Here is a 20,034-nt window from a genome sequence, read left to right as displayed (position 1 = left end):
GTTCGTTGTGACGTTCCGTCATGGGGGTAGCTGCATAAGAAACGGCCATGACCGGGAAATTTCCGGTCATGGCCGTTTGCTATTCAAGGGTGCGCCGGATCGCTGGTTTCAGATGATACTGAGCAGCATGCGGGTGCCGACGACGATCAGAAGCAGTGCGAAAATCTTCTTCAATTTGTCCACCGGCAGACTGTGCGCCAACCGCACCCCGAGCGGGGCGGTGAGCACACTGACGGCGGCGATGCCGAACAGGGCCGGCAGGTAGATGAACCCCACTGAATAATCGGGCAATTGCGGGTGTGCCCAGCCGTTGAAAATGAAGCCGACGGTGCCGGCGATAGCGATCGGCAACCCGATCGCGGCCGAGGTGCCAATGGCCCGGTGAACGACCACGTTGCACCAGATCATGAACGGCACCGACAGTGCGCCGCCGCCGATGCCGACCAGGCTCGAGACGATACCGATGATGTTGCCGACGACGAACATGCCGAAACGGCCGGGCAACTCACGGGTCGGTTTCGGTTTGCGATTGGTGAGGAACTGGTAGGCAATGAAGTAGAGAAAGGCAACGAAAAGCCCTTTCAAGACCACCGTCGATAGCCAGGAGGCGATGCAGGAACCGAAAAACGTGCCGGTCATGACACCGATGACGATCCGCCGGACCGTGGTCCAGTCGACCGCGCCACGCTTGTGGTGTGCCATGAAGCTCGACACGGAGGTGAAGATGATGCTCGCCAGCGATGTCCCCAGCGCGAGATGCATGATGATCTCGAACGGGATCTGCTGGTAGGTGAAGGCAAAGACCAGGATCGGCACGATCACCAGGCCGCCGCCGACCCCGAGCAGGCCGGCAAGGACCCCGACAAAAGAGCCGAGGAGGCAATAGAGCAGAATGGTGGTCAGCATGGCTGCTCCTTCGCCGTCGGATCTGCCGGGGGAATGAACCTATCACCAAGGCTCAGGGAGACATCGGCGACGAATTCGGCTGCCGACATTTTCTTGGCGCCGGCCGGCCGTATGGTCTGTACGGTGATGGCACCGTCGCCGGTGGCGACGGTGAACGAGTCGTCAGCGATTTGAATCACGCTGCCCGGCGTACCGGCAGCGTCTGCCGGCCGGCAGTCGAAGATCCGGCAGAGGGTGGTGCCCAGGCAACTGGTGGCCCCCGGAGAAGGGTTGCTACCGCGGATCAGGTTGTAGATCCGCTGCGTCGGTTGTCCCCAGTCGATAACCGTGTCGGCCGGGGTGATCACCGGTTGATAGGAAGCTTCATGTTCATCCTGGGCGACGGTGACGGCCTGACCGTTTTTGATCAACCGCACCGCCGTGCACATCATCGTGATTCCGAGCGGATAGAGTTTGCCGAAGTAGAGGCTTTTAACTGTGTCGTCGTCGGTTATGGTCACTTTTTCCTGGAGGATGATCGGTCCGGTATCGACGCCCTCATCGATAAAATGGATGGTCACGCCGGTCTCTTGTTCACCGTTGATCACCGCCCAATTGATGGCCGAGCCGCCGCGGTATTTGGGGAGCAGCGACGGGTGATAGTTAATGCCGCCGTGGCGGGCGCAGTCGATCATTTTGGTCGGCACGAAGGAGGTGACAAAGGCGAGTACGAGCAGGTCGGGGGCCAGATCGCGGACCCAGGTGATCACCTCGGGACGCTTCAGTCGGTTGGTCTGCAGCAGGGCCAGGCCATGCTTGTCGGCAGACTGTTTGACCGGGTTTTCCTGTTTTTGTCGGGGATTCTCTTCGGTGGTGATGACGCCGACGATCTGCTCGCTCTGGGCCAGCAGTGCTTCCAGTGTTTCGGCACCAAAGGGCGCCTGGCCGATGAAGACGATACGCATGGTTCCCTCCTGGTTGACGATCGCGTATGTATGATACTGCAAAAAAACAGGCCCCGGCCAGAGAAAAAGGCGGGGCCTGAAGGTCTGTCAAGAAAGCAAGGGCGGTATAGCGCCGCCCTTGCTTCAATTCGATCTATCAGCCGTAGACCACACTGGGCAGATAGGTGCACATGGCCGGAAAAATAACGACGATCATCAGGCCGATGACCTGCATGACCAGGAACGGTATCGAGGCCATGAAGATAGTCGACATCTTGATATGCGGCGGACAGACGCCACGGATGTAGAACAGGGCATAGCCGAACGGCGGGCTGAGAAACGACATCTGCATGTTGACGATATAGAGGATGCCGAACCACAGGGCCACATCCTCCGGTGCCGGTCCCGGCATACCGAACAGGCCGGGAAAGGTCAGGGTTTTGATGATCGGCACGAAGATCGGCACGGCAAGCAGCAGGATGCCGACCCAGTCGAGGAACATACCGAGGATGACGAGCAAGAACATCATCAAGAAGAGGATGCCGTAGGACCCGAGCCCGAGTCCGAGCATCGCCTCGGTGATAAAGGCGGCACCGCCCTGCAGGATGTAAAAGCCGACGAACAGCGAGGCACCGAACATGATCCAGAGGACCATGGTGGCGGCCCGCAAGGTGGTCATCGACGCTTCTTTCAACACGAGCAACGAGAACTTGCGCTGGATAATGGCGACGATAACGGCGCCGAACGAGCCGAGTCCGGCCGCCTCGACCGGGGTGGCGATGCCGCCGAAGAGCAGGCCGAGGACGAGAAAGACGAGAAAGATCGGGGCGATCAAACCCTTGAGCAGCTTGATCTTTTCCATCCAGCTGATCAGTTCTTCTTTCGGCATCGCCGGACAGAGGTCTTTGTTGGTAAAGGCCCGGATCAGGACATAGGTGACATACATGCCGGACAGCAGCAGACCAGGCAATACCGCGCCGATGTAGAGTTCGCCGACCGATTGCTGGGCGACGACGGCGTAGAGGATGGCCAGGATCGACGGCGGGATCAGGATACCGAGGGTGCCGCCGGCCATGATCGAGCCGAGGGCGATTTTTTCATCGTAGTTGCGCGACAGCATCGCCGGCAGGGCGAGGATGCCCATGGTAACGACCGCCGCGCCGATAACGCCGACCATAGCCGCCAGAATCGTTGAGGCGACGATGGTCGCCGCAGCCAAGCCGCCGCGCAGACCGCCCATCCATTTATAGGCGACGGAAAACATCTCCTCGATGATGCCGGCTTTTTCGAGCATGGCCGCCATGAAGATGAACAACGGGATGGCCGAGAGATCCGAGTTGGTCATCATCGGGAAGATCCTGCTCGGCAGGATGTTGAGCATCGCCTGATCGCCGATGGTGTAGACGAAAACACAACCCAGACCACCGGTCACGAAGGCCAGCGGCAGGCCAGCCATGAGCAGCACGGCGAGGCTGCCGAACATCCACCAGGTCAGCGTTGAGATATCGACCCCGGCGAAGACGCCGGCAGTCCGGAAGAGAAAGTACTCGTCACCATACGGATCGTAGAACATAACGTTGATCAGCTCGACGAGAACGGCGAGGCTGAAAACGATCGTCAGACCGTAGACGACGATATTCCAAAACAGGCCGAATTTGCTGCCTCCGGCCGATTGAGATGCTGTTGTGGTGCTCATGCCGCCTCCCCGTTACGCGTTTCTGCCAAGTTGATTGAAAAGTTTGATGTCCTTGTAGAGCTTGGATATCGCGGCCAGCGTAATGAGGATGCTGCCGACGACCATGATGCCCTTGACCGGATAGTACTGAATCTGCCAGGTCTCCACGGTGCGCTCGCGCATGCCGAGTGAATTCATGAAAAATTTCCAGGAGGTACCTATCAAAACGATAAAGAAAATGAAAGAGAAGACCGAGGTGAAGACGTCCATGCCATAACGACCGCGGGGCGGAAGCCGGGCAAAGACGATATCGACGGCCACATGCGAGTTGTGCAGGTAAGCATAAGCGCCGGCTAACAGGTACTGCATACCGAACAACAGGAACGACGATTCATGTACCCAGATGGTCGGCTTGTTGAAGATATAGCGGGAAATAACCTCGAAGGCGTAAAAGCAGACTGCGGTGATGGTCCAGAAACCGACCATCTGGCCGGTATGCTCACAGATCCAGTCGATAACCCGGGTCATCGCGTTGCTCGGCGCGGGGCCGTTGGAACCCTCCTCTTCCTTGGTAACAACGAGTTCACCGCGCTGCTTTTTCTTGTTCTCCAGGTAATAACTCCAGATGATCAGGATGATCGGCGATACGACCAACCAGCCCCAATAAAACCAGTGCGGCAGGACAAAGCCGAAATCGTATAGTGTCTTCGCGTCCATACGTGCAGACTCCCGTGCGGAGATCAATTACAAAGACGAAGGCCGCAAGGGCCTCCGTCTTTGTAATGGGTTAATAGATTAGTGGTGATTTACAGGGTTTGTCCTTTGATGTCATCCGGCGTGACGTAGCCCATCAGGTCGTTCATCATGAAGTCCAACTGCAGCTTGAAGACTCGTGTGGCGTCGGCATCTTTTTTCGCCCAATTGTACCAGATCGGCACGATCATTTGCCGCCACTTCATAGCGTCGTCCTGAGAAAGGCGGCTGACTTCGCAGCCGGCTTCCTCGAATTTCTTCAAGGCGACGACATTGGCCTTCTGGATTCCGATATAGTGAGCATATGAATAAGTGCGAACCTCCTCCTCAAACAGGGTCTGCAATTCGGGAGAGAGCCGTTTCCAGGCACCGAGATTGACGGTGATATCCATCAAGTCGACCGGTTGGTACAGAGACATAACACCTGGGGGGCCAAACAGGATGTATTTTGCGACCTGGGCGAAACCGAGGTCCCAGTTGACGGCCGGTCCGACGTAGTCAGCTGCGTCAATGGTGCCTTTCTCCAGGGCCGGGAAGATGTCCGAGCCTGGCAGGGAGACGGTACTGGCGCCCAAGGCTTGGAATGCTTCAGCGATCATTCCACCGGGAGCTCGTAATTTGAGACCTTTGAAGTCTTCAAGAGTGGTAACCGGTTTTTTCGAATGGATGATATTGGCGTCATGGTGGACATGACCAACGTAGAACAGGCCATGCTTGGCATAGATCTCGCGGGCCAGGTCTTTCATGCCGAGGGCGTCGAACATGATGTCCCACTGGGCCGGTTGATCGGGTCCCATCGGATACGAAGAAAGGAATACCGAGGCCGGGATCTTACCGGCCCAGTAAATAGTGAACGGCTGCATACCCTGGAGCACGCCGGTGGAAACGGCTTCGAACAGGGCGTTGTTGTCGGCGGCAATGGATTTGGCCGGGAACGGCTTGAGGATCAATTCGCCACCGGACCGCTCGGCGAACCCATTACACCACTTTTCAAAAAGGGTGTAGCCGCTGGTACCAGCGTCCCAGACGGTTTGCAGTTTCCAGGTGGTAGCGGCACTGGAGGTTTTGATGAACGGCCCGACGGCGCTGCTGGCGGCGACGGCGGCGCCTGCTGCGGCAGCGGTCTTGAGGAACTTGCGGCGCCCGCTGTCTTTCGGCACGGTAGCTACTGCTGCGTCTTGTTTCTGTCCTTGTTCCTGCATGGTTCACTCCTTGTTTCTCAGGGGTTGGTTTGTGACGACAATGCATCGGAATGCTGGTCTCACCCGATGAATTGTTCGGCGAAACTACGGACATTATGGTGCTGTACGATCCTTGAACCGCTTTTGTCCGAACTATGCTTGTATTATGGCACGATCCGGGCGGAAAGGTTCATAAAAAATATGAATTTTCCTCATCAAAAAAGTGGATGTTTTGACCTGGAGCGCCTGTGATAGACCGATCTGCGAGCGCAGGGTCAACTAGCTCCGTCGGAAATCCATATTATTTTAACCTGCTTGTGAATTTGTGCCAAAGAACGAAAAGCAATTTCTGGTCAAACCAGAATACTTCCTTATATAATGTTTCTGTTTAAGTGTCAAATAGTTTTCTAAAAACCGGGAAGCAACAGGAGAAAAATGGTGCGCGCATCTTTTGGGGAATGATCTTCATCATTGTGTTTGTTGTTGATTATTCAGCACAAACACATAAAGAAGAGATAAAGTGGGGAGCGAACAAGACGTAAATTTGTCACTGCAAAAAAGTGGAGCGTGGACCGATATTAACTATTATCGATAAAAAATAATTAATCATCCATATTCTTACGACGAGTTTTTCTTTATCGTTACATCAATAAAAACAAGTACATGGAAAGATTTCATCGAGTGATCCCAATGATCACCTGCGTCGCCTGCTGGGGTGAGGAGGGGTTCAGGGGGTGATGTTGGGTCGAAGTAGTTGAGTCGAACCAGGCAACCGTATTCCTGCAACAGTGATGAATCCGTGGATTATGCGAAATTGTCTAGTTGTGCCGAAAGCTGTGTTTTGTGATGTTTTGGGTAAAGATCTTGAGTGGGCCATAAAACTTCCGGGCGGCCAGCAAAATTCCTTGACATTTGATTGTCAAAATGACAGAATTAGTCTGGTCTTACCAGTGAAAAAGGTTGTTCGGATAAGAGACCGAGCCGGCGTGCGAAAATGTATACATGCCAGGCTGGGCCGTAACCATAACTCAGTGAACACGGAGGAAAGATGGCAAAGTTTCTCGAATATCAGGGTAAAGAGCATTTCAAAAAAGCCGGCATTCCGGTCCCTGAAGGGATAGTCGCCAGCACCCCGGAGGAGGTTGTCGAGGCGGCGCGCACCATCGGCAAGCCGGTTGTCGTAAAAGCGCAGGTTCTGGCCGGAGGACGCGGCAAAGCCGGCGGCGTCAAGCTTGCTGCAACTCCTGAGGAGGCCGGAAAAATGGCCGAGCAGATTTTGGGGATGACCATCAAGGGCTTGGTGGTCAAACAGGTCCTCGTTGAGGAACAACTAGATATCGCCCAGGAGTTCTATGCCGGTCTGATCATCAATTCCGCCCAGGATGTCCGTGGACCGGTACTGATGTTCAGCCCGGAAGGCGGCGTCGACATCGAGTCGGTGTCCGAAGACAAGATCGCCACGCGCAATGTCGACGTGATCAAAGGGCTGATGATCCACGACACGCTGGACATGGCGGTGTCGATGGGCATCAATGGTCCGGTCTTGCGGCCGCTGGCCGACGTTATCTTGAAACTCTACAATGCGTTTCGCAAAAATGACTGCCGGGCACTGGAAATCAACCCGCTGGTGCTCACCAAGGACGGCAAGGTGTTGGCCGCCGATTGCCGGATGGAAGTGGACGATCAGGCCCTGTTTCGGCATCCGGAGTTCGGCATCAAGATCGGCCGTGAATTTCTCAAAGAGCCGACCGATTTCGAATTGATGGGCTGGTCGTTTGAAGCCAACGATTTTCGCGGTACCAGTTATCTGGCAGAAATGGCTCCGCCCGAGGAGTTGCGGAAAGGCGGCTATGTCGGTTATCACGGCATCGGCGGCGGCGCCGCGATGCTCGGCATGGATGCGCTTAACAAGGTCGGCCTGAAGGTTGCCGATTATGCCGATACCAGTGGCAATCCGACTGCGTCGAAAGTGTATCGCGCCGTCAAGCTGATCATGTCGCAACCGGGGATCGAAGGTTATTTCCTGTCCGGCTTCATGATGGCCAACCAGGAGCAGTGGCACCATGCCCACGGTATCGTCAAGGCGTTGCGGGAAGAGCTTCCGAAACGGCCCGGTTTCCCGGTCGTGCTGCTGCTCTGCGGCAACAAGGAAAAACAGTCCCAGGAGATTCTCAAGGAGGGGTTGGCCGAATTTGGCGATCGGGTGGAGATTTACGACCGCGAGCACGTTTATGACGCCAAGTTCATCGGTGGCCGGGTTAAAGCTCTGGTGGAAGAATATCGCAAGGAGAAGGCTGCGGCCTGAGAGGAGAGATAGATGGAATTTTCTGAGAGAACAATCAAGATCATCATCGATGAGGCGAAATGCGAAGGATGCACGACGCATGCCTGCGTCGAGGCCTGCAAGAAATACAGCCGGGGCATTCTGGTCCTCAAGGACGGCAAACCGGCCGTAGTTGATAGCCCGGATAACTTGGCCCGCAAGGGTACCGAGTGCCTGGCCTGTGAATATGAATGCTGGTTTAGGGGAAATTCGGCCATTACCATCGAGGTACCCATTGAGGGGTTGGCCGAATATAGAGCAAAGCACGGAACCGCATGAGCAGGGGATGATATATGTCTATTATAATGGATGAAAATACCACAGTTGTTATTCAGGGTATCACGGGGCGTGAAGGTTCCCTGCGTACCAAATACATGAAGGACTACGGCACCAAGGTGGTGGCCGGGGTAACCCCCGGCAAGGGCGGCAGCGAGGTGCACGGCATCCCGGTGTACAACACCGTCAAGGAAGCTATCCGCAATCACGGCCAGATCGATGCGGCCTGCACCTTCATTCCCGGGCCGGCTCTCAAGGGAGCCGTTTATGAAGCGATCGATGCCGGTGTCAAGTTCGTCAGTTCACCAGTCGAACGTATCCCAATCCATGACGTCATCGACATGGTCAGCTACGCCCGGAAAAATAACGTCGAGTTGCTCGGTCCCGGCAGTCTCGGGCTGATCAGTCCCGGCAAATCGGTAATTGGCTGGCTCGGCGGCAGCGTCGACTGGGCCGGGACGTTGTTTGACCCGGGGCCGATCGGGGTAATTTCCCGCAGCGGCGGCCAGTCCGGTACCGTGCCCTGGGCGCTGAAAGTAGCCGGTCTGGGGATCAGCACGGCGATGCATATCGGCACCGAGCCGGTGCTCGGCCTGACCATGGCCGATGTGCTGAAAAAATTTGAAAAAGACGAGCAGACCAAGGCCGTGGCGATTTTTGGTGAAATTGGCGGTACCATGGAAGAAGAAGCGGCTGAAGTCGTCGCTAACAAAGAGTTTACCAAACCGCTTGTCGTTTTTATAGCCGGCGCCTGGGCCCCGGAAGGTATGCGGTTTTCGCACGCCAGCAGTATTGTCGAGAAGGGACGCGGGACCGCTCAGGGCAAGATGAAGGCCCTGAGCGAAGCCGGAGCGCATGTCGTTGACAGCCCCGAGGAAATCGCTCCCAAAATCAAAGAACTTACCGGATTATAAACACTAACAGGAGGAAACCACCATGGCCGTAATGAGATCAGTATTCTACGTACCGAGCAACAACGAGAAAATGGTTGGCAAGGCGCCGACCATCGGCTCCGACATCGTTACCCTCGATCTGGAAGATTCAGTACCGCCGGCGGAGAAAGCCAAAGGCCGGGAAATGATCCAGAAGTACCTGAAGACCGAACGCGCCAACCAGGCCGCACCGTATCTCTACGTGCGGATCAATAACTGGGAGACCGAGATGACCAACGATGACCTCGAGGCCATCGTTCATCCCGGCCTCGACGGTGTCTGTCTGGCCAAGTGCGGCAGTCCTGAGAACGTTCAGCGTCTTGATTGGAAGCTCGAGGAACTCGAGCAGCGTCGCGGCATGAAAGTCGGTACGGTGGCCATTCAGCTGCTGATCGAAACCGCCAAGGGTGTCATCAACGCGTATCCGTCGGCTGCCGCCAGCCCGCGCGTCAACTCGTTGATCTTCGGCGCTGTGGATTACACCAAGGATATGCGTGTCGAGCTGACCTCGGAAGGTGTCGAGCAGCTCTATGCACGCTATCATACTGCCGTGGCTGCCCGAGCCGCAGGCTGTGTAGCCATCGACTGTCCGTTTGTTGCCTTTAAGGACGAAGAAGCATTCAAGAAGAGCACGAAAGAAGGACACCAGATGGGTTACGAAGGCCGAATGCTCATTCATCCGAGCCAGATCGAGCGGTCCCACGAGATTTACACACCGTCTCCGGAAAGTGTCGAATGGGCCGAGGGAGTGAAGAAAGTCTTCGAGGAGGAAGGGATCGCTAAAGGCTCGGCGGCGGTTACCTATCTCGGAAAAATGGTTGATACACCGGTCTATGAAAATGCCATGCAGATTCTTCGGACCATGGCCGAAATCAAGGCCGTCGAAGACAAAAACAAAAAATAACCCACCGTATTTCGGGGGTATATGGGGATTACCGGACCAGATGGTCCGGTGGTCCCCCAGTCCGTCCAGACTATCGAGAGTGTGTTTATGATCCTTGCGCAATTGTCCATCTATCCGGTCAGCGAAGGGCTCAGCATGGGACGCTTTGTCAGGAAGGGCGTCAAGATCATCGAGGAGTCAGGATACACCTACCAGGTCGGCGGGATGTCCACTTCGATCGAGGTTCCCACGTTGCCTGATTTGTTCGAGTTGGTGAACAAAATCCATCAAGCCCAATTGGAAGAAGGCGCTCGTCGTTTGATCATCGAACTCAAAGTTGATGATCGGCGGGATAAGGACGCCAGCCTGGCCGGCAAGATCCAATCGGTTACCGACAAGGTCGGTGAGTAGCCGATGATGAGAAAGAATGTGAAGCATTCCCGGCGATCATGACAACCGATCAAGCAACCGAAGGCCAATTGTTTGACGATTGGCCGGATCGTTACGATACGTGGTTTACAACCCCGATCGGTAAACTGGTCAAGGCTTACGAGGCCGAACTATTAATCGAACTCCTGGCGCCGCAACCCGACGAGTTGATCCTCGATGTCGGTTGCGGTTCCGGTGTTTTTACCGCACTGGTTGGTGCCGTCCGACCGGCGTTGGTCGGTCTCGATCTCTCGTTGCCGATGCTCCGCCGGGCGGAGGCAAAGGCAGTGGGATATCGTTTCGCCGCTCTGGTCGGGACGATGACCAGACTTCCTTTCGCCGATCAGAGTTTTGACCGGGTCTACTCGATGACGGCGTTGGAATTCGTCGCTGATGCGCGGTCGGCAATCGGTGAAATGAATCGAGTGACCCGGCCGGGTGGCACTGTCGTCGTCACCACGCTCAACAGCCTGAGTCCATGGGCGGTGCGCAGGAAAGAAAAAGCGGCCGCGGGCCATTCCCTGTTTGCCAACATGACGTTTCGTTCGCCGCAGGAAATGAGCCGACTCGCCTCCAGCCCGGGCACGGTCAAAACGGCGATTCATTTTCTCAAAGACACTGACCCCGGGCAGGCAGCCGTGCTGGAAGAGCAAGGACGTCTGGAGCAGAAAAATACAGGGGCGCTTGTGGCGCTCTGCTGGCAGAAACAATGACACCATCCGGATCGGAGCGTGCCTGACGCTTTTCCCCGGGTAGCGTTTTACCGCCAAAAGGCAGTCGGAGGACACAGATGATTAACGAAAGTTTTATTCGCAGTATGGAAGAGATTGTCGGCAAGGAATATGTCAAACATTCCAAGGCCGACATGGAACTATACTCCTACGATGCCTCGGTAGTTCCGACGGATATGCCGGGAGTCGTCGTTTTTCCCGGCACGACGGAAGAGGTGGCGCGCGTGCTGCGTGAAGCGCACCGAGCCGGGGTGCCCTCGGTTTCTCGCGGTTTTGCCACCAACCTCTCCGGTGGTACAATCAGTCATTCCGGTGTGGTCGTTGCATTGTCCCGGCTCAATGAAATACTGGAAATCCATCCCGAGAGTCGTTATGCGGTGGTGCATACGGGGGTGACCAATCTTGAGCTGCAGGAGGCGGTGGCACCGTTCGGCATGTTTTTTGCGCCGGATCCGGCCAGCCAGAAAGTCTCCACTATCGGCGGTAATGTCGGTGAAAACTCCGGCGGCCCGCGTTGCCTGAAATACGGTGTGACCTCGAACCACATTCTCGGCATGAAAATGGTTACCGCCGACGGCGAGATTGTCGATGTTGCCGGGCCGGCGTTTGATCCGCCGGGCTATGATCTGCGCGGACTCATGGTCGGCAGTGAAGGGTGTCTCGGGGTGGCGACCGAGATTATCGTACGAATCACGCCGAAGACCGAATCGGTCATTACCATGCTGGCCATTTATGACGAGATTCCGCATGCCGCCCGCTCTGTCTCGGAGATCATCCGGGCCGGTATTGTGCCATTGACCCTGGAGATGATGGACAACACGATCATCAAAGCGGTGGAGATGGGCGCCCCATGCGGCTACCCCCAGGATGCAGCGGCGGTGCTGATCATCGAAGTCGAAGGTATGAACGCTGGCCTGCAGGAGCAGGCCGAGAAGATCGAGGAAATATGCATGGCCACCCAATGCCGCGAAGTTCGGACCGCCAAGAACCAGGCGGAGCGCGACCTGCTCTGGAAGGGGCGGCGCGGTGCCTTTGGTGCCATCTGCAACCTGTCGCCGAACTACCTGGTCAACGACGGCTGCGTGTTGCGGAGCCGGTTGCCCGAAGCACTGGAGGGCGTTAGAGAAATCTCCGAAAAATATGGTCGTCCGGTCGGCAACGTCTTCCACGCCGGCGACGGCAATTTGCACCCGCTGCTGATGTTTGATTCGCGTCATCCTGAGGAGTTGGAGCAGGCGCACAAGGCTGGTTGGGGTATTATGGAAGTCTGCGCCGAGTTGGGCGGGACCATCTCCGGCGAGCACGGTGTCGGTCACGAGAAGCAGGAAGCGATGCATATGATCTTTTCCGGCAACGATCTCAACACCCAGCAGGATGTCAAACTCGCTCTCGATCCCGACAATCTGCTCAACCCGGGTAAGGTCATTCCGCTGCCGCCGGAAGGGCAGAGGCGACTGCCGCCGTCCGAGCCGACCATACTGAGGCGACCGGGTGGTGCCGCGGCGGCCGGGGTAAAAGAGGCCATGGGTATAATAAAGAAGGCCCGGTCGGAGAAGAAAGCCGTTCGTTTTGCCGGCAACGGCACGTTCAACGGTATCGGCAACTATTCGGAGACTCCGGCGCAGATCGTCGACAGCCTGCAGATGTCCGAGATCATCGAGTACGATAATGACAATCAGTTCATCACCGCCGGTGCCGGCGTCACGCTTGCCGCCCTGCAGGTGAAGCTGGGCGAAAAGAACCAGTGGTTGCCGATCAGACCATCCTATTTCACTACCGATTCGACCACCGGCTCCATCGTGGCTATGGCGGCGGTCGGTCCTGAACGTGTATCCTATGGCGGACCACGCGATATGCTGCTCGGCTTGCAATACATCGACAGCACCGGCTCCATGGTCAGCGCCGGTGGCAAGGTCATGAAAAACGTGGCTGGTTATGACATGACCAGACTGCTGAACGGTTCGCTCGGTACACTCGGCTTGATCACCGAGGCGACCTGGAAAGTTGCTACCCGGCCGGAAACATGCCGTATGGTTGCCGCGGTCGGAAGCCACGAAAAATGCTATGCAGCTGCCACTAAGATCGCCAACTCCAATCTGCTGGCCGTATCCGTCACCATGGTCCCGGAGGCCGACAACTGGAAATTGGTGGTCGGTTTCGAGGGGCTGCAGATCGTCGTCCCGAGCCAGATCAAACGTTGTGCGGAAGTCATGCAGTCCATCGGGCTGGCTGTTTCCGGCGATAGTGAATATCCGCTCGAGGAGGGGTGCCACACTGGCGCCTTCGAGAAAATCTGGCAGAGTCCCTTCGTCCTTCAGGCGGATGTTATTATCGCCCGGGTGCTTGAATGTTACTTGGATCTGGAGAGGATAGTTCGGCCCGATCAAGTGTTGCTCGACGTGGCCTGTGCTCGGATTCATGCGGGGTTTGTCGACCTGACGGCAGAGCAATGGAAGAAAATCGACAGCCTCGTAAAACGCTGTCAGGGTCATGTCGTTGTCCTCAAGGCATCCGAGGCGTTTCGCAAGAGCAATGATGTCTTCGGTTCGACGAGACCGGAATGGAAACTGAGTCATGCCATCAAGGGCGTTCTGGATCCAGACCGCATTTTCGCTCCCGGTATCCTGCCCGGAAGAGTTTAGTGCAAGCGGCATATCAGGTTACTGATCGGCCGGAAACTGTGAAGCGATAAAACCACTAAGAGGTTTGTAATTATGACTGTATCAGCCTATTACGATGACATAGCCAAGTGCAATAAATGCGGTTTCTGTCATGTTGCCTGCCCGATTTTTCGGACAACCGGTCACGAAAGCGGGGTGGCTCGGGGCCGCCTGGCGCTCCTGCGCGGTATCATCGAAAAACGCGTGGAATGGAATGAAGAGCTGGAAGACCCGCTCTTTACCTGTCTCGGCTGTGGTGCCTGCACTACCAACTGCTTCGGCAAGATACCGACCACCGATCTGGTGCTCAATGCTCGGGCCGAATACCTGGACAAAATCGGTAAAAAGCCGGCTCACCGACTGTTGTTTGAGCATCTGCTGCCCTACCCGAAACGCCTCCATGTTGCTGCCCGCGCGGTGGCGCTCGGCAAGAATTCCGGTGCTTCCAAGGTGGCCAACGCACTTGGACTGCTGCGAATCTTCGGTCGGGATTTGCCGAAAGCCGAAGGAATGGTCGACAAGTTGCCGATGTCTTCGTTTCGCGGCACCGTTAAACCGGGCGTTTATCCGGGAACCGGCGACAAACTGAAGATCGGCTATTTTGTTGGCTGCGGCATGGACGTCATTCAGGTTCAGGCCGGCAAGGCAACGTTTGAGGTCTTAAAGACCAAGGCAAAATCGGTCACCGTGATGGACAATTGCTGCTGTGGCCTGCCGCCCTATACGTACGGCGATCTTGGCAATACCAAACTGCTTGCGCGCAAGAATCTCGACGTTTTTGAAAAACTCGATGTCGATCTGATCGTCACGGATTGTTCGAGCTGCGCCTCGTTTTTGAAAAAATACCCGAAAATCTTCAAAGACGATGAACGTGACGCCGCCCGGGCCAATAAGGAATTGCCGATGATCAAAGATGTGGTCGAGTTCCTCTATGCCGATGAGCAGGACGGAAAAAAAAGCTCCGATGAGGCTGCCGGTAGCTATCATGACGCCCATGCAAGCGCACCGCAGCAGCTAACGGGCACAGGCAAAGGCTCGGTAATCGTTACCTATCATGACCCCTGCCATGCCGTGCGGGGTCAGGGAATCAAGGATGAGAGCCGGGGAATTCTGAAAAACCTTCCCGGCGTCACCTTCAAGGAGATGGCCGAGGCCGATTGGTGCTGTGGCGGGGCCGGTTCCTATGCGCTGACTCACTATGATCTGTCGCAGAAGGTGCTCGATCGGAAAATGAAAAACCTGAAAGATACCGATGCCGATATTCTGGTGACCAGCTGCCCGGCCTGCATGATTCAGCTTGCCTATGGCATCAAGCGGCATGGCATGAAGACCAAGGTGTTTCATATCTCCGAAATGCTCGATTACCAGGAACAATTGAAAGCACGACAACAATAGGCAACCGCCCGATCACCGGCCGCACGTTACCACCTCTCCTCGTCGTGCGGCCGGAATGCTCCCTGTCGGTGACATTGAACGGGGAGCTTGAAAAATTCAGAATTTCGTTAAAAATCGAGGCGAGCAAGAAAATTTTTACCGCAGGCATAGATGATATTCCGAGGATAAAATTTGATTGAACAACGATGAGATTGGACGAAATGACAATTTTTCAAGGTTCCCGAGCGTTATTCAGTCTTCTGATAGAAAGGATCAAAAATTAACGTGACTTTGTAGGAGTATGCGCTTGCCAAAGCGAGCAATCTTTTATACAGTGTTTGAGCCTTGGTCAGTCCAGATACCGGCCGGCCGTAGCTTCCAGGCGGTACGGCACCGGGCGTGATGTTGTCGCTGCCGCGCTGAAGCGGCGGGCACCGCGCTTATTGTTCGCCTTTTCTTCCCGAGTTTGTGGAGCGGAAAAGCGCGAATGAACACTATTACATTGTAGAGGTGAATTAATGAAGGGAACAATGCAAACCATTGACGGTAATACCGCCGCCTGCCATGTTGCGTATGGCATGAGCGAAGTCGCCACTATTTACCCGATCACTCCTTCGAGTCCTCTGGGCGAGATAGCAGATTCCTGGGCCGTTGCCGGCAGGAAAAACATCTTCGGCGAGAAACTGAGCATCAAGCAGATGCAGTCGGAGGCGGGAGCAGCCGGAGCGGTGCACGGCGCGCTGGTCGGGGGTGCGGTGACGACGACCTTTACCGCGTCACAAGGGTTGCTGCTGAAAATTCCCAACATGTACAAGATCGCCGGTGAGTTGCTGCCCTGCGTCTTCCATGTGACTGCCCGTTCGTTATCCGCTCACGCCCTGTCTATTTTCGGTGATCAGGCCGATGTCATGGCTACCCGGCAGACCGGTTTTGCGATGATCGTCTCGAGTTCGGTGCAGGAGGTCATGGACATGGCCCTCGTTGCGCACCTGGCCACGATGGAGTCCTCGGTGCCGTTCCTGCATTTTTATGACGGCTTCAGGACCAGTCACGAGATCCAGAAGATTGAAATGATCGATTATCAGGATATGGCCAAGCTGTTCAACTGGGACGCCTATTGGGCATTCAAGAAGCGGGCCGTTAACCCGGAACGTCCCGATACCAGAGGAACCGCGCAAAATCCTGACATTTACTTCCAGAGCCGGGAAGCGGTCAACAACTATTACCTGGCCACCCCGGCCATCGTCGCCAAGTGCATGCAGCAGGTCGGCGAATTGACCGGCAGGAACTACCAGTTGTTCGATTATATCGGCGATCCCGAGGCGGAACGGGTAATCGTCGCCATGGGCTCGGGCTGTGAAGCCATCGAGGAGACTGTCGATGCACTCGTGGCCCGTGGCGAGAAAGTCGGTGCGGTCAAGGTCAGACTTTATCGGCCGTTTGATATTGAAGCCTTTATCGGTGCCGTTCCGGCCACCGCCAAAGCGGTCACGATCCTTGACCGGACCAAGGAGCCAGGCTCGGTCGGCGAGCCGCTTTATACCGATGTCTGTGCCGCTTACATTGACAAGGGCATCGCCCCGCCGAAGATTATCGGCGGCCGCTATGGATTGAGTTCCAAAGAGTTTAACCCGGCGATGGTCAAAGCTGTTTACGACAATATGAGCGAAGCCACGCCGAAGAAACACTTCACGATCGGCATAAATGACGACGTCACTCATTATTCTCTCGACGTCGATCCGAGCTTCCGTGCCGAGCCCAAGGGTAATATCCGGGCGAAATTCTGGGGCTTGGGCTCCGATGGAACCGTCGGCGCCAACCAGAGTGCCATCAAGATCATCGGCGACAATACCGAAAAATACGCGCAGGGTTATTTTGCCTACGATTCGAAGAAATCGGGCGGTATCACCATCTCCCATCTGCGTTTCGGCGACGTGCCGATCAAGTCCACCTACCTGATCAACGAGGCGGATTTCGTCGCCTGCCACAACCCGACCTACGTCAATATCTACGATATTCTCGAGGGTATCCGCGAAGGTGGCACCTTCCTGCTCAACTCGCCGTGGAGCGTTGAAGAGATGGAAGAGCATCTGCCCGGCGATCTGCGCCGCACCATCCACGACAAAAAACTGAAATTCTATAACGTCGATGCGATCAAACTGGCCCAGGAAGTCGGCCTTGGCGGCCGCATCAATATGATCATGCAGACCTGCTTTTTCAAGCTGGCCAAGGTGCTGCCCATCGATACCGCCATTGATCTGCTGAAGAAGGACATCAAGAAGACCTTCGGCAAGAAAGGCGATCATATCGTCGAGATGAATATCAACGCGGTGGACAATACCCTGGACAATCTGGTCGAGATTACAGTGCCGGCATCCTGGGGCCAGGCATCCGGCGGTATCCCGGCCAAACCGTCGGCCACCGAGTATGTCGACAAAATCATGCGGCCGGTTCAGGCCCTCAAGGGTGACGAACTGCCGGTCAGCGTCTTCCCGGTCGACGGTGTCTTCCCGACTTCGACGGCCCGTTACGAGAAACGCGGGGTTGCGGTCAGCGTGCCGGAGTGGCTGCCCGAGGAGTGTATCCAGTGCAATCAGTGTTCCTTTGTCTGTCCGCACGCCGCCATTATCCCGATTCTTGCTTCCGACGAGGAACTGGCCGAGGCGCCGGAGACCTTCAAGACCATTCCGGCCATCGGCAAGGACCTCAAGGGCTATCATTTCCGGATGCAGGTTAATACCCTGGATTGCCAGGGATGCGGCAATTGCGCCGACATCTGTCCGGCCAAGAATAAGGCCCTGGTGATGAAACCGATGGTCACCCAGACGGAGACGGAGATTCCCAACTACGATTTCTCGTTGACCGTGCCGTTCAAGGGCGAGTTGACGAATCGAGAATCGGTCAAAGGCAGCCAGTTTTACCAGCCGCTGCTCGAGTTCTCCGGTGCCTGCGCCGGTTGCGGCGAAACCCCCTATGTCAAGGTTATCACCCAGCTCTTCGGTGAGCGGATGACCATCGCCAACGCCACCGGCTGCAGTTCCATCTGGGGCGGTTCGGCGCCGTCTTCGCCGTATTGCGCCAATGCCGAGGGGCATGGTCCGGGCTGGGCCAGCTCGCTGTTCGAGGATGCCGCGGAATTCGGTTACGGCATGGCCCTGGCCTACAACACCCGGCGACAGGCGCTGGCCGCCAAGGTTGAAAAGGCCATAGCTTCGGATATTTCGGCTGAACTGCGCGAAGCCTTCACCGCTTGGCTTGGTGCGATGAACGATGCGGCCGGCTCCGAGGCCGCCGGTAAGAAGCTGAAACAATTGCTGGCAAATAGCAGCGGCAATCAACTGCTCGAGGAGATAGCCCGCAGCTCCGAGTTGTTTACTAAGAAATCTCACTGGATCGTCGGCGGTGACGGCTGGGCCTATGATATCGGCTACAGCGGTCTCGACCACGTCATGGCCCAGAGCGAAGATATCAACATCCTGGTCATGGATACCGAGGTTTACTCCAATACCGGCGGCCAGTCATCGAAAGCCACCCAGACCGGCGCCGTGGCCAAATACGCTGCTTCGGGCAAGAAGATAGCCAAGAAGGATCTGGCCCGGATGATCATTACCTACGGTCATGCCTATGTCGCCTCAGTATCCATGGGCGCCAACAAACAGCAGATGCTCAAGGCGATTACCGAAGCGGAAAATTATCCCGGACCGTCTCTGATTATTGCCTATGCACCGTGTATCGCTCATGGTATCAGGGCCGGCATGGGCAAATCGCAGCGTGAAGCGAAACTGGCGGTAGACAGCGGTTTTTGGTCGATGTTCAGGTATAACCCGATCCTCAAGGGTGAAGGAAAGAACCCCTTTATCCTCGACTCCAAGGAACCGGACGGCTCCTTGCAGGAATTTTTGTCCAGCGAAGTTCGTTTTGCCGCTCTGGAAAAAAGCAATCCTGAGGAGTCGAAGCGACTGCGGGCGAAAATCGAGGAGGAGGTCAAGGATCATTACCAACTCCTGAAAAGCATGGCTGACCACGGTGTCGGCGTATAACACGTGAAGGATTCGGTGAACGAGGGGCTTTCTCCTCGTTCACCGCAGCTGGCAGACAATTCGTTACTATCAAGGCTCCTTCAAGAATAGAGAGCGTGTAAAAAAAGTAGGGACAGAGCTATTTTCCTTAGGGCAAATAGCTCTGTCCCCGTTTTCTTTACCTGTTCACCGGTGAAAAAATGACCATGGAAGACAACGTATTTCGGGCAATTGAACAAAAGAAGGTGTCCGCGCAAATAATCGATCAGGTCAAAACCCTGATCGCCAGCGGCAAGTTGAAACCGGGCGATGCGTTGCCGCCGGAACGAGAATTGATGAAGGTCTTCAACGTCAGCCGGCCGACCTTGCGCGAAGCGCTCAACGCGCTGTCTACCATGGGCTTTGTGAAAATGGCTCAGCGGCAGCGAACCAGGGTCAGGTCCCTGGTGCCGAGCAACATTACCGAACCGCTTCACCGCCTGCTCAAGGAGGACATGAGCACGTCGCTGGAATTGATCGAAGCGCGGACCATCATTGAACGGGGCAACGCTCGTCTGGCTGCTCGGCGCGCTACCGATGCCGATATTTCACGATTGGAACGCAGCCTTGAGTCGATGCGTCATAAGCTGGATAACCACGAAAGCGTCACCGACGACGACGCCGAATTTCATATCGCCATTGCCGAGGCGTCACACAACAAGATTCAAACCCACCTGATGTTCTCCATCTATGACCTGCTCAAGGAAAAGGTCGGCCTTTGTTATGTCAATGACGAGGCAATGGAAATTTTCAAACAGCACCAGGCCATCGTCAACGCGATCAAGGCGCACGACGAGGAACTGGCCCTGAACAGTATGGAAGAGCATCTGGCCTATGTCGAATCGTTGCTGAATCGTCTCATTTCAAAGGAAACGGCAGCAACGCGTCCATAAACCGGTATGCGGTCATCTCTCCTCCCGGTGCCGGCCG

Annotated in this window: 15 protein-coding genes; 10 read left to right on the top strand and 5 right to left on the bottom strand. The window is 55.8% G+C overall.

What is annotated here, in order from left to right; translation table 11 throughout:
• Positions 1–108: 108 nt before the first annotated feature.
• From BUC26_RS03065 to dctP, 5 genes are all read right to left on the bottom strand, one after another.
• Positions 109–906 carry a sulfite exporter TauE/SafE family protein gene (locus BUC26_RS03065; protein ID WP_073373355.1) on the bottom strand — a complete coding sequence of 266 codons (798 nt, stop codon included), beginning with the start codon at positions 904–906 and terminating at the stop codon, positions 109–111.
• Complete coding sequence (locus BUC26_RS03060; RefSeq protein ID WP_073373354.1) at positions 900–1,850, bottom strand: methionyl-tRNA formyltransferase; 951 nt, start codon at positions 1,848–1,850, stop codon at positions 900–902. Before BUC26_RS03060 ends, BUC26_RS03065 begins: the two co-directional genes overlap by 7 nt.
• A gap of 136 nt (positions 1,851–1,986) precedes the next feature.
• Positions 1,987–3,525 (bottom strand): TRAP transporter large permease, encoded by a 1,539-nt coding sequence (locus BUC26_RS03055; RefSeq protein ID WP_073373353.1) that lies wholly within the window; start codon positions 3,523–3,525, stop codon positions 1,987–1,989.
• 12 nt (positions 3,526–3,537) lie between these two features.
• The gene (locus BUC26_RS03050) at positions 3,538–4,221 is read right to left on the bottom strand and encodes a TRAP transporter small permease subunit (protein WP_073373352.1); all 684 of its coding nucleotides are present in this window, start codon (positions 4,219–4,221) and stop codon (positions 3,538–3,540) included.
• A gap of 89 nt (positions 4,222–4,310) precedes the next feature.
• Positions 4,311–5,459: a TRAP transporter substrate-binding protein DctP gene (gene dctP / locus BUC26_RS03045; RefSeq protein WP_073373351.1), complete on the bottom strand. Its 1,149-nt coding sequence runs from the start codon at positions 5,457–5,459 to the stop codon at positions 4,311–4,313.
• Positions 5,460–6,486: 1,027 nt separating this feature from the next.
• Between dctP and BUC26_RS03040 the strand changes: the two genes are divergently transcribed.
• The 10 genes from BUC26_RS03040 (at position 6,487) to BUC26_RS02995 (ending at position 19,997) form a co-directional block, all read left to right on the top strand.
• Entirely contained in the window at positions 6,487–7,743 is a 1,257-nt protein-coding gene (locus tag BUC26_RS03040) for an ATP-grasp domain-containing protein (RefSeq protein WP_073373350.1), read from the top strand.
• Between the two features lie 12 nt (positions 7,744–7,755).
• On the top strand, positions 7,756–8,040 hold the full coding sequence (locus BUC26_RS03035; protein WP_073373349.1) for a hypothetical protein: 285 nt from the start codon (positions 7,756–7,758) through the stop codon (positions 8,038–8,040).
• 14 nt (positions 8,041–8,054) lie between these two features.
• Positions 8,055–8,951: a succinate--CoA ligase subunit alpha gene (locus BUC26_RS03030; RefSeq protein WP_073373348.1), complete on the top strand. Its 897-nt coding sequence runs from the start codon at positions 8,055–8,057 to the stop codon at positions 8,949–8,951.
• 22 nt (positions 8,952–8,973) lie between these two features.
• The gene (locus BUC26_RS03025; RefSeq protein ID WP_073373347.1) at positions 8,974–9,873 is read left to right on the top strand and encodes an HpcH/HpaI aldolase/citrate lyase family protein; all 900 of its coding nucleotides are present in this window, start codon (positions 8,974–8,976) and stop codon (positions 9,871–9,873) included.
• Between the two features lie 87 nt (positions 9,874–9,960).
• Complete coding sequence (locus BUC26_RS03020) at positions 9,961–10,263, top strand: MTH1187 family thiamine-binding protein (protein ID WP_073373346.1); 303 nt, start codon at positions 9,961–9,963, stop codon at positions 10,261–10,263.
• Between the two features lie 38 nt (positions 10,264–10,301).
• On the top strand, positions 10,302–10,994 hold the full coding sequence (locus BUC26_RS03015) for a class I SAM-dependent methyltransferase (protein WP_073373345.1): 693 nt from the start codon (positions 10,302–10,304) through the stop codon (positions 10,992–10,994).
• Positions 10,995–11,071: 77 nt separating this feature from the next.
• A complete protein-coding gene (locus BUC26_RS03010) occupies positions 11,072–13,654 on the top strand; it encodes an FAD-binding oxidoreductase (protein ID WP_073373344.1) in 2,583 nt (860 codons plus the stop codon).
• Between the two features lie 72 nt (positions 13,655–13,726).
• On the top strand, positions 13,727–15,067 hold the full coding sequence (locus tag BUC26_RS03005; RefSeq protein ID WP_073373343.1) for a (Fe-S)-binding protein: 1,341 nt from the start codon (positions 13,727–13,729) through the stop codon (positions 15,065–15,067).
• Positions 15,068–15,564: 497 nt separating this feature from the next.
• Positions 15,565–19,086, top strand: a complete 3,522-nt coding sequence (gene nifJ / locus BUC26_RS03000; RefSeq protein ID WP_073373342.1) for a pyruvate:ferredoxin (flavodoxin) oxidoreductase — start codon at positions 15,565–15,567, stop codon at positions 19,084–19,086.
• Positions 19,087–19,271: 185 nt separating this feature from the next.
• A complete protein-coding gene (locus BUC26_RS02995) occupies positions 19,272–19,997 on the top strand; it encodes a FadR/GntR family transcriptional regulator (RefSeq protein ID WP_161949792.1) in 726 nt (241 codons plus the stop codon).
• Positions 19,998–20,034 lie beyond the last annotated feature (37 nt).

The organism is Desulfofustis glycolicus DSM 9705 (assembly GCF_900130015.1).
In the GTDB taxonomy this organism is placed as follows: Bacteria; Desulfobacterota; Desulfobulbia; order Desulfobulbales; family Desulfocapsaceae; genus Desulfofustis; species Desulfofustis glycolicus.
This window is presented reverse-complemented; position numbering and strand designations above follow the sequence as displayed.

Bases quoted from the DNA above. Each gene is read 5' to 3' on its own strand.
- BUC26_RS03065 (WP_073373355.1), bottom strand. From the start codon at position 906: ATGCTGACCACCATTCTGCTCTATTGCCTCCTCGGCTCTTTTGTCGGG.
- BUC26_RS03060 (WP_073373354.1), bottom strand. From the start codon at position 1,850: ATGCGTATCGTCTTCATCGGCCAGGCGCCCTTTGGTGCCGAAACACTG.
- BUC26_RS03055 (WP_073373353.1), bottom strand. From the start codon at position 3,525: ATGAGCACCACAACAGCATCTCAATCGGCCGGAGGCAGCAAATTCGGC.
- BUC26_RS03050 (WP_073373352.1), bottom strand. From the start codon at position 4,221: ATGGACGCGAAGACACTATACGATTTCGGCTTTGTCCTGCCGCACTGG.
- dctP (WP_073373351.1), bottom strand. From the start codon at position 5,459: ATGCAGGAACAAGGACAGAAACAAGACGCAGCAGTAGCTACCGTGCCG.
- BUC26_RS03040 (WP_073373350.1), top strand. From the start codon at position 6,487: ATGGCAAAGTTTCTCGAATATCAGGGTAAAGAGCATTTCAAAAAAGCC.
- BUC26_RS03035 (WP_073373349.1), top strand. From the start codon at position 7,756: ATGGAATTTTCTGAGAGAACAATCAAGATCATCATCGATGAGGCGAAA.
- BUC26_RS03030 (WP_073373348.1), top strand. From the start codon at position 8,055: ATGTCTATTATAATGGATGAAAATACCACAGTTGTTATTCAGGGTATC.
- BUC26_RS03025 (WP_073373347.1), top strand. From the start codon at position 8,974: ATGGCCGTAATGAGATCAGTATTCTACGTACCGAGCAACAACGAGAAA.
- BUC26_RS03020 (WP_073373346.1), top strand. From the start codon at position 9,961: ATGATCCTTGCGCAATTGTCCATCTATCCGGTCAGCGAAGGGCTCAGC.
- BUC26_RS03015 (WP_073373345.1), top strand. From the start codon at position 10,302: ATGACAACCGATCAAGCAACCGAAGGCCAATTGTTTGACGATTGGCCG.
- BUC26_RS03010 (WP_073373344.1), top strand. From the start codon at position 11,072: ATGATTAACGAAAGTTTTATTCGCAGTATGGAAGAGATTGTCGGCAAG.
- BUC26_RS03005 (WP_073373343.1), top strand. From the start codon at position 13,727: ATGACTGTATCAGCCTATTACGATGACATAGCCAAGTGCAATAAATGC.
- nifJ (WP_073373342.1), top strand. From the start codon at position 15,565: ATGAAGGGAACAATGCAAACCATTGACGGTAATACCGCCGCCTGCCAT.
- BUC26_RS02995 (WP_161949792.1), top strand. From the start codon at position 19,272: ATGGAAGACAACGTATTTCGGGCAATTGAACAAAAGAAGGTGTCCGCG.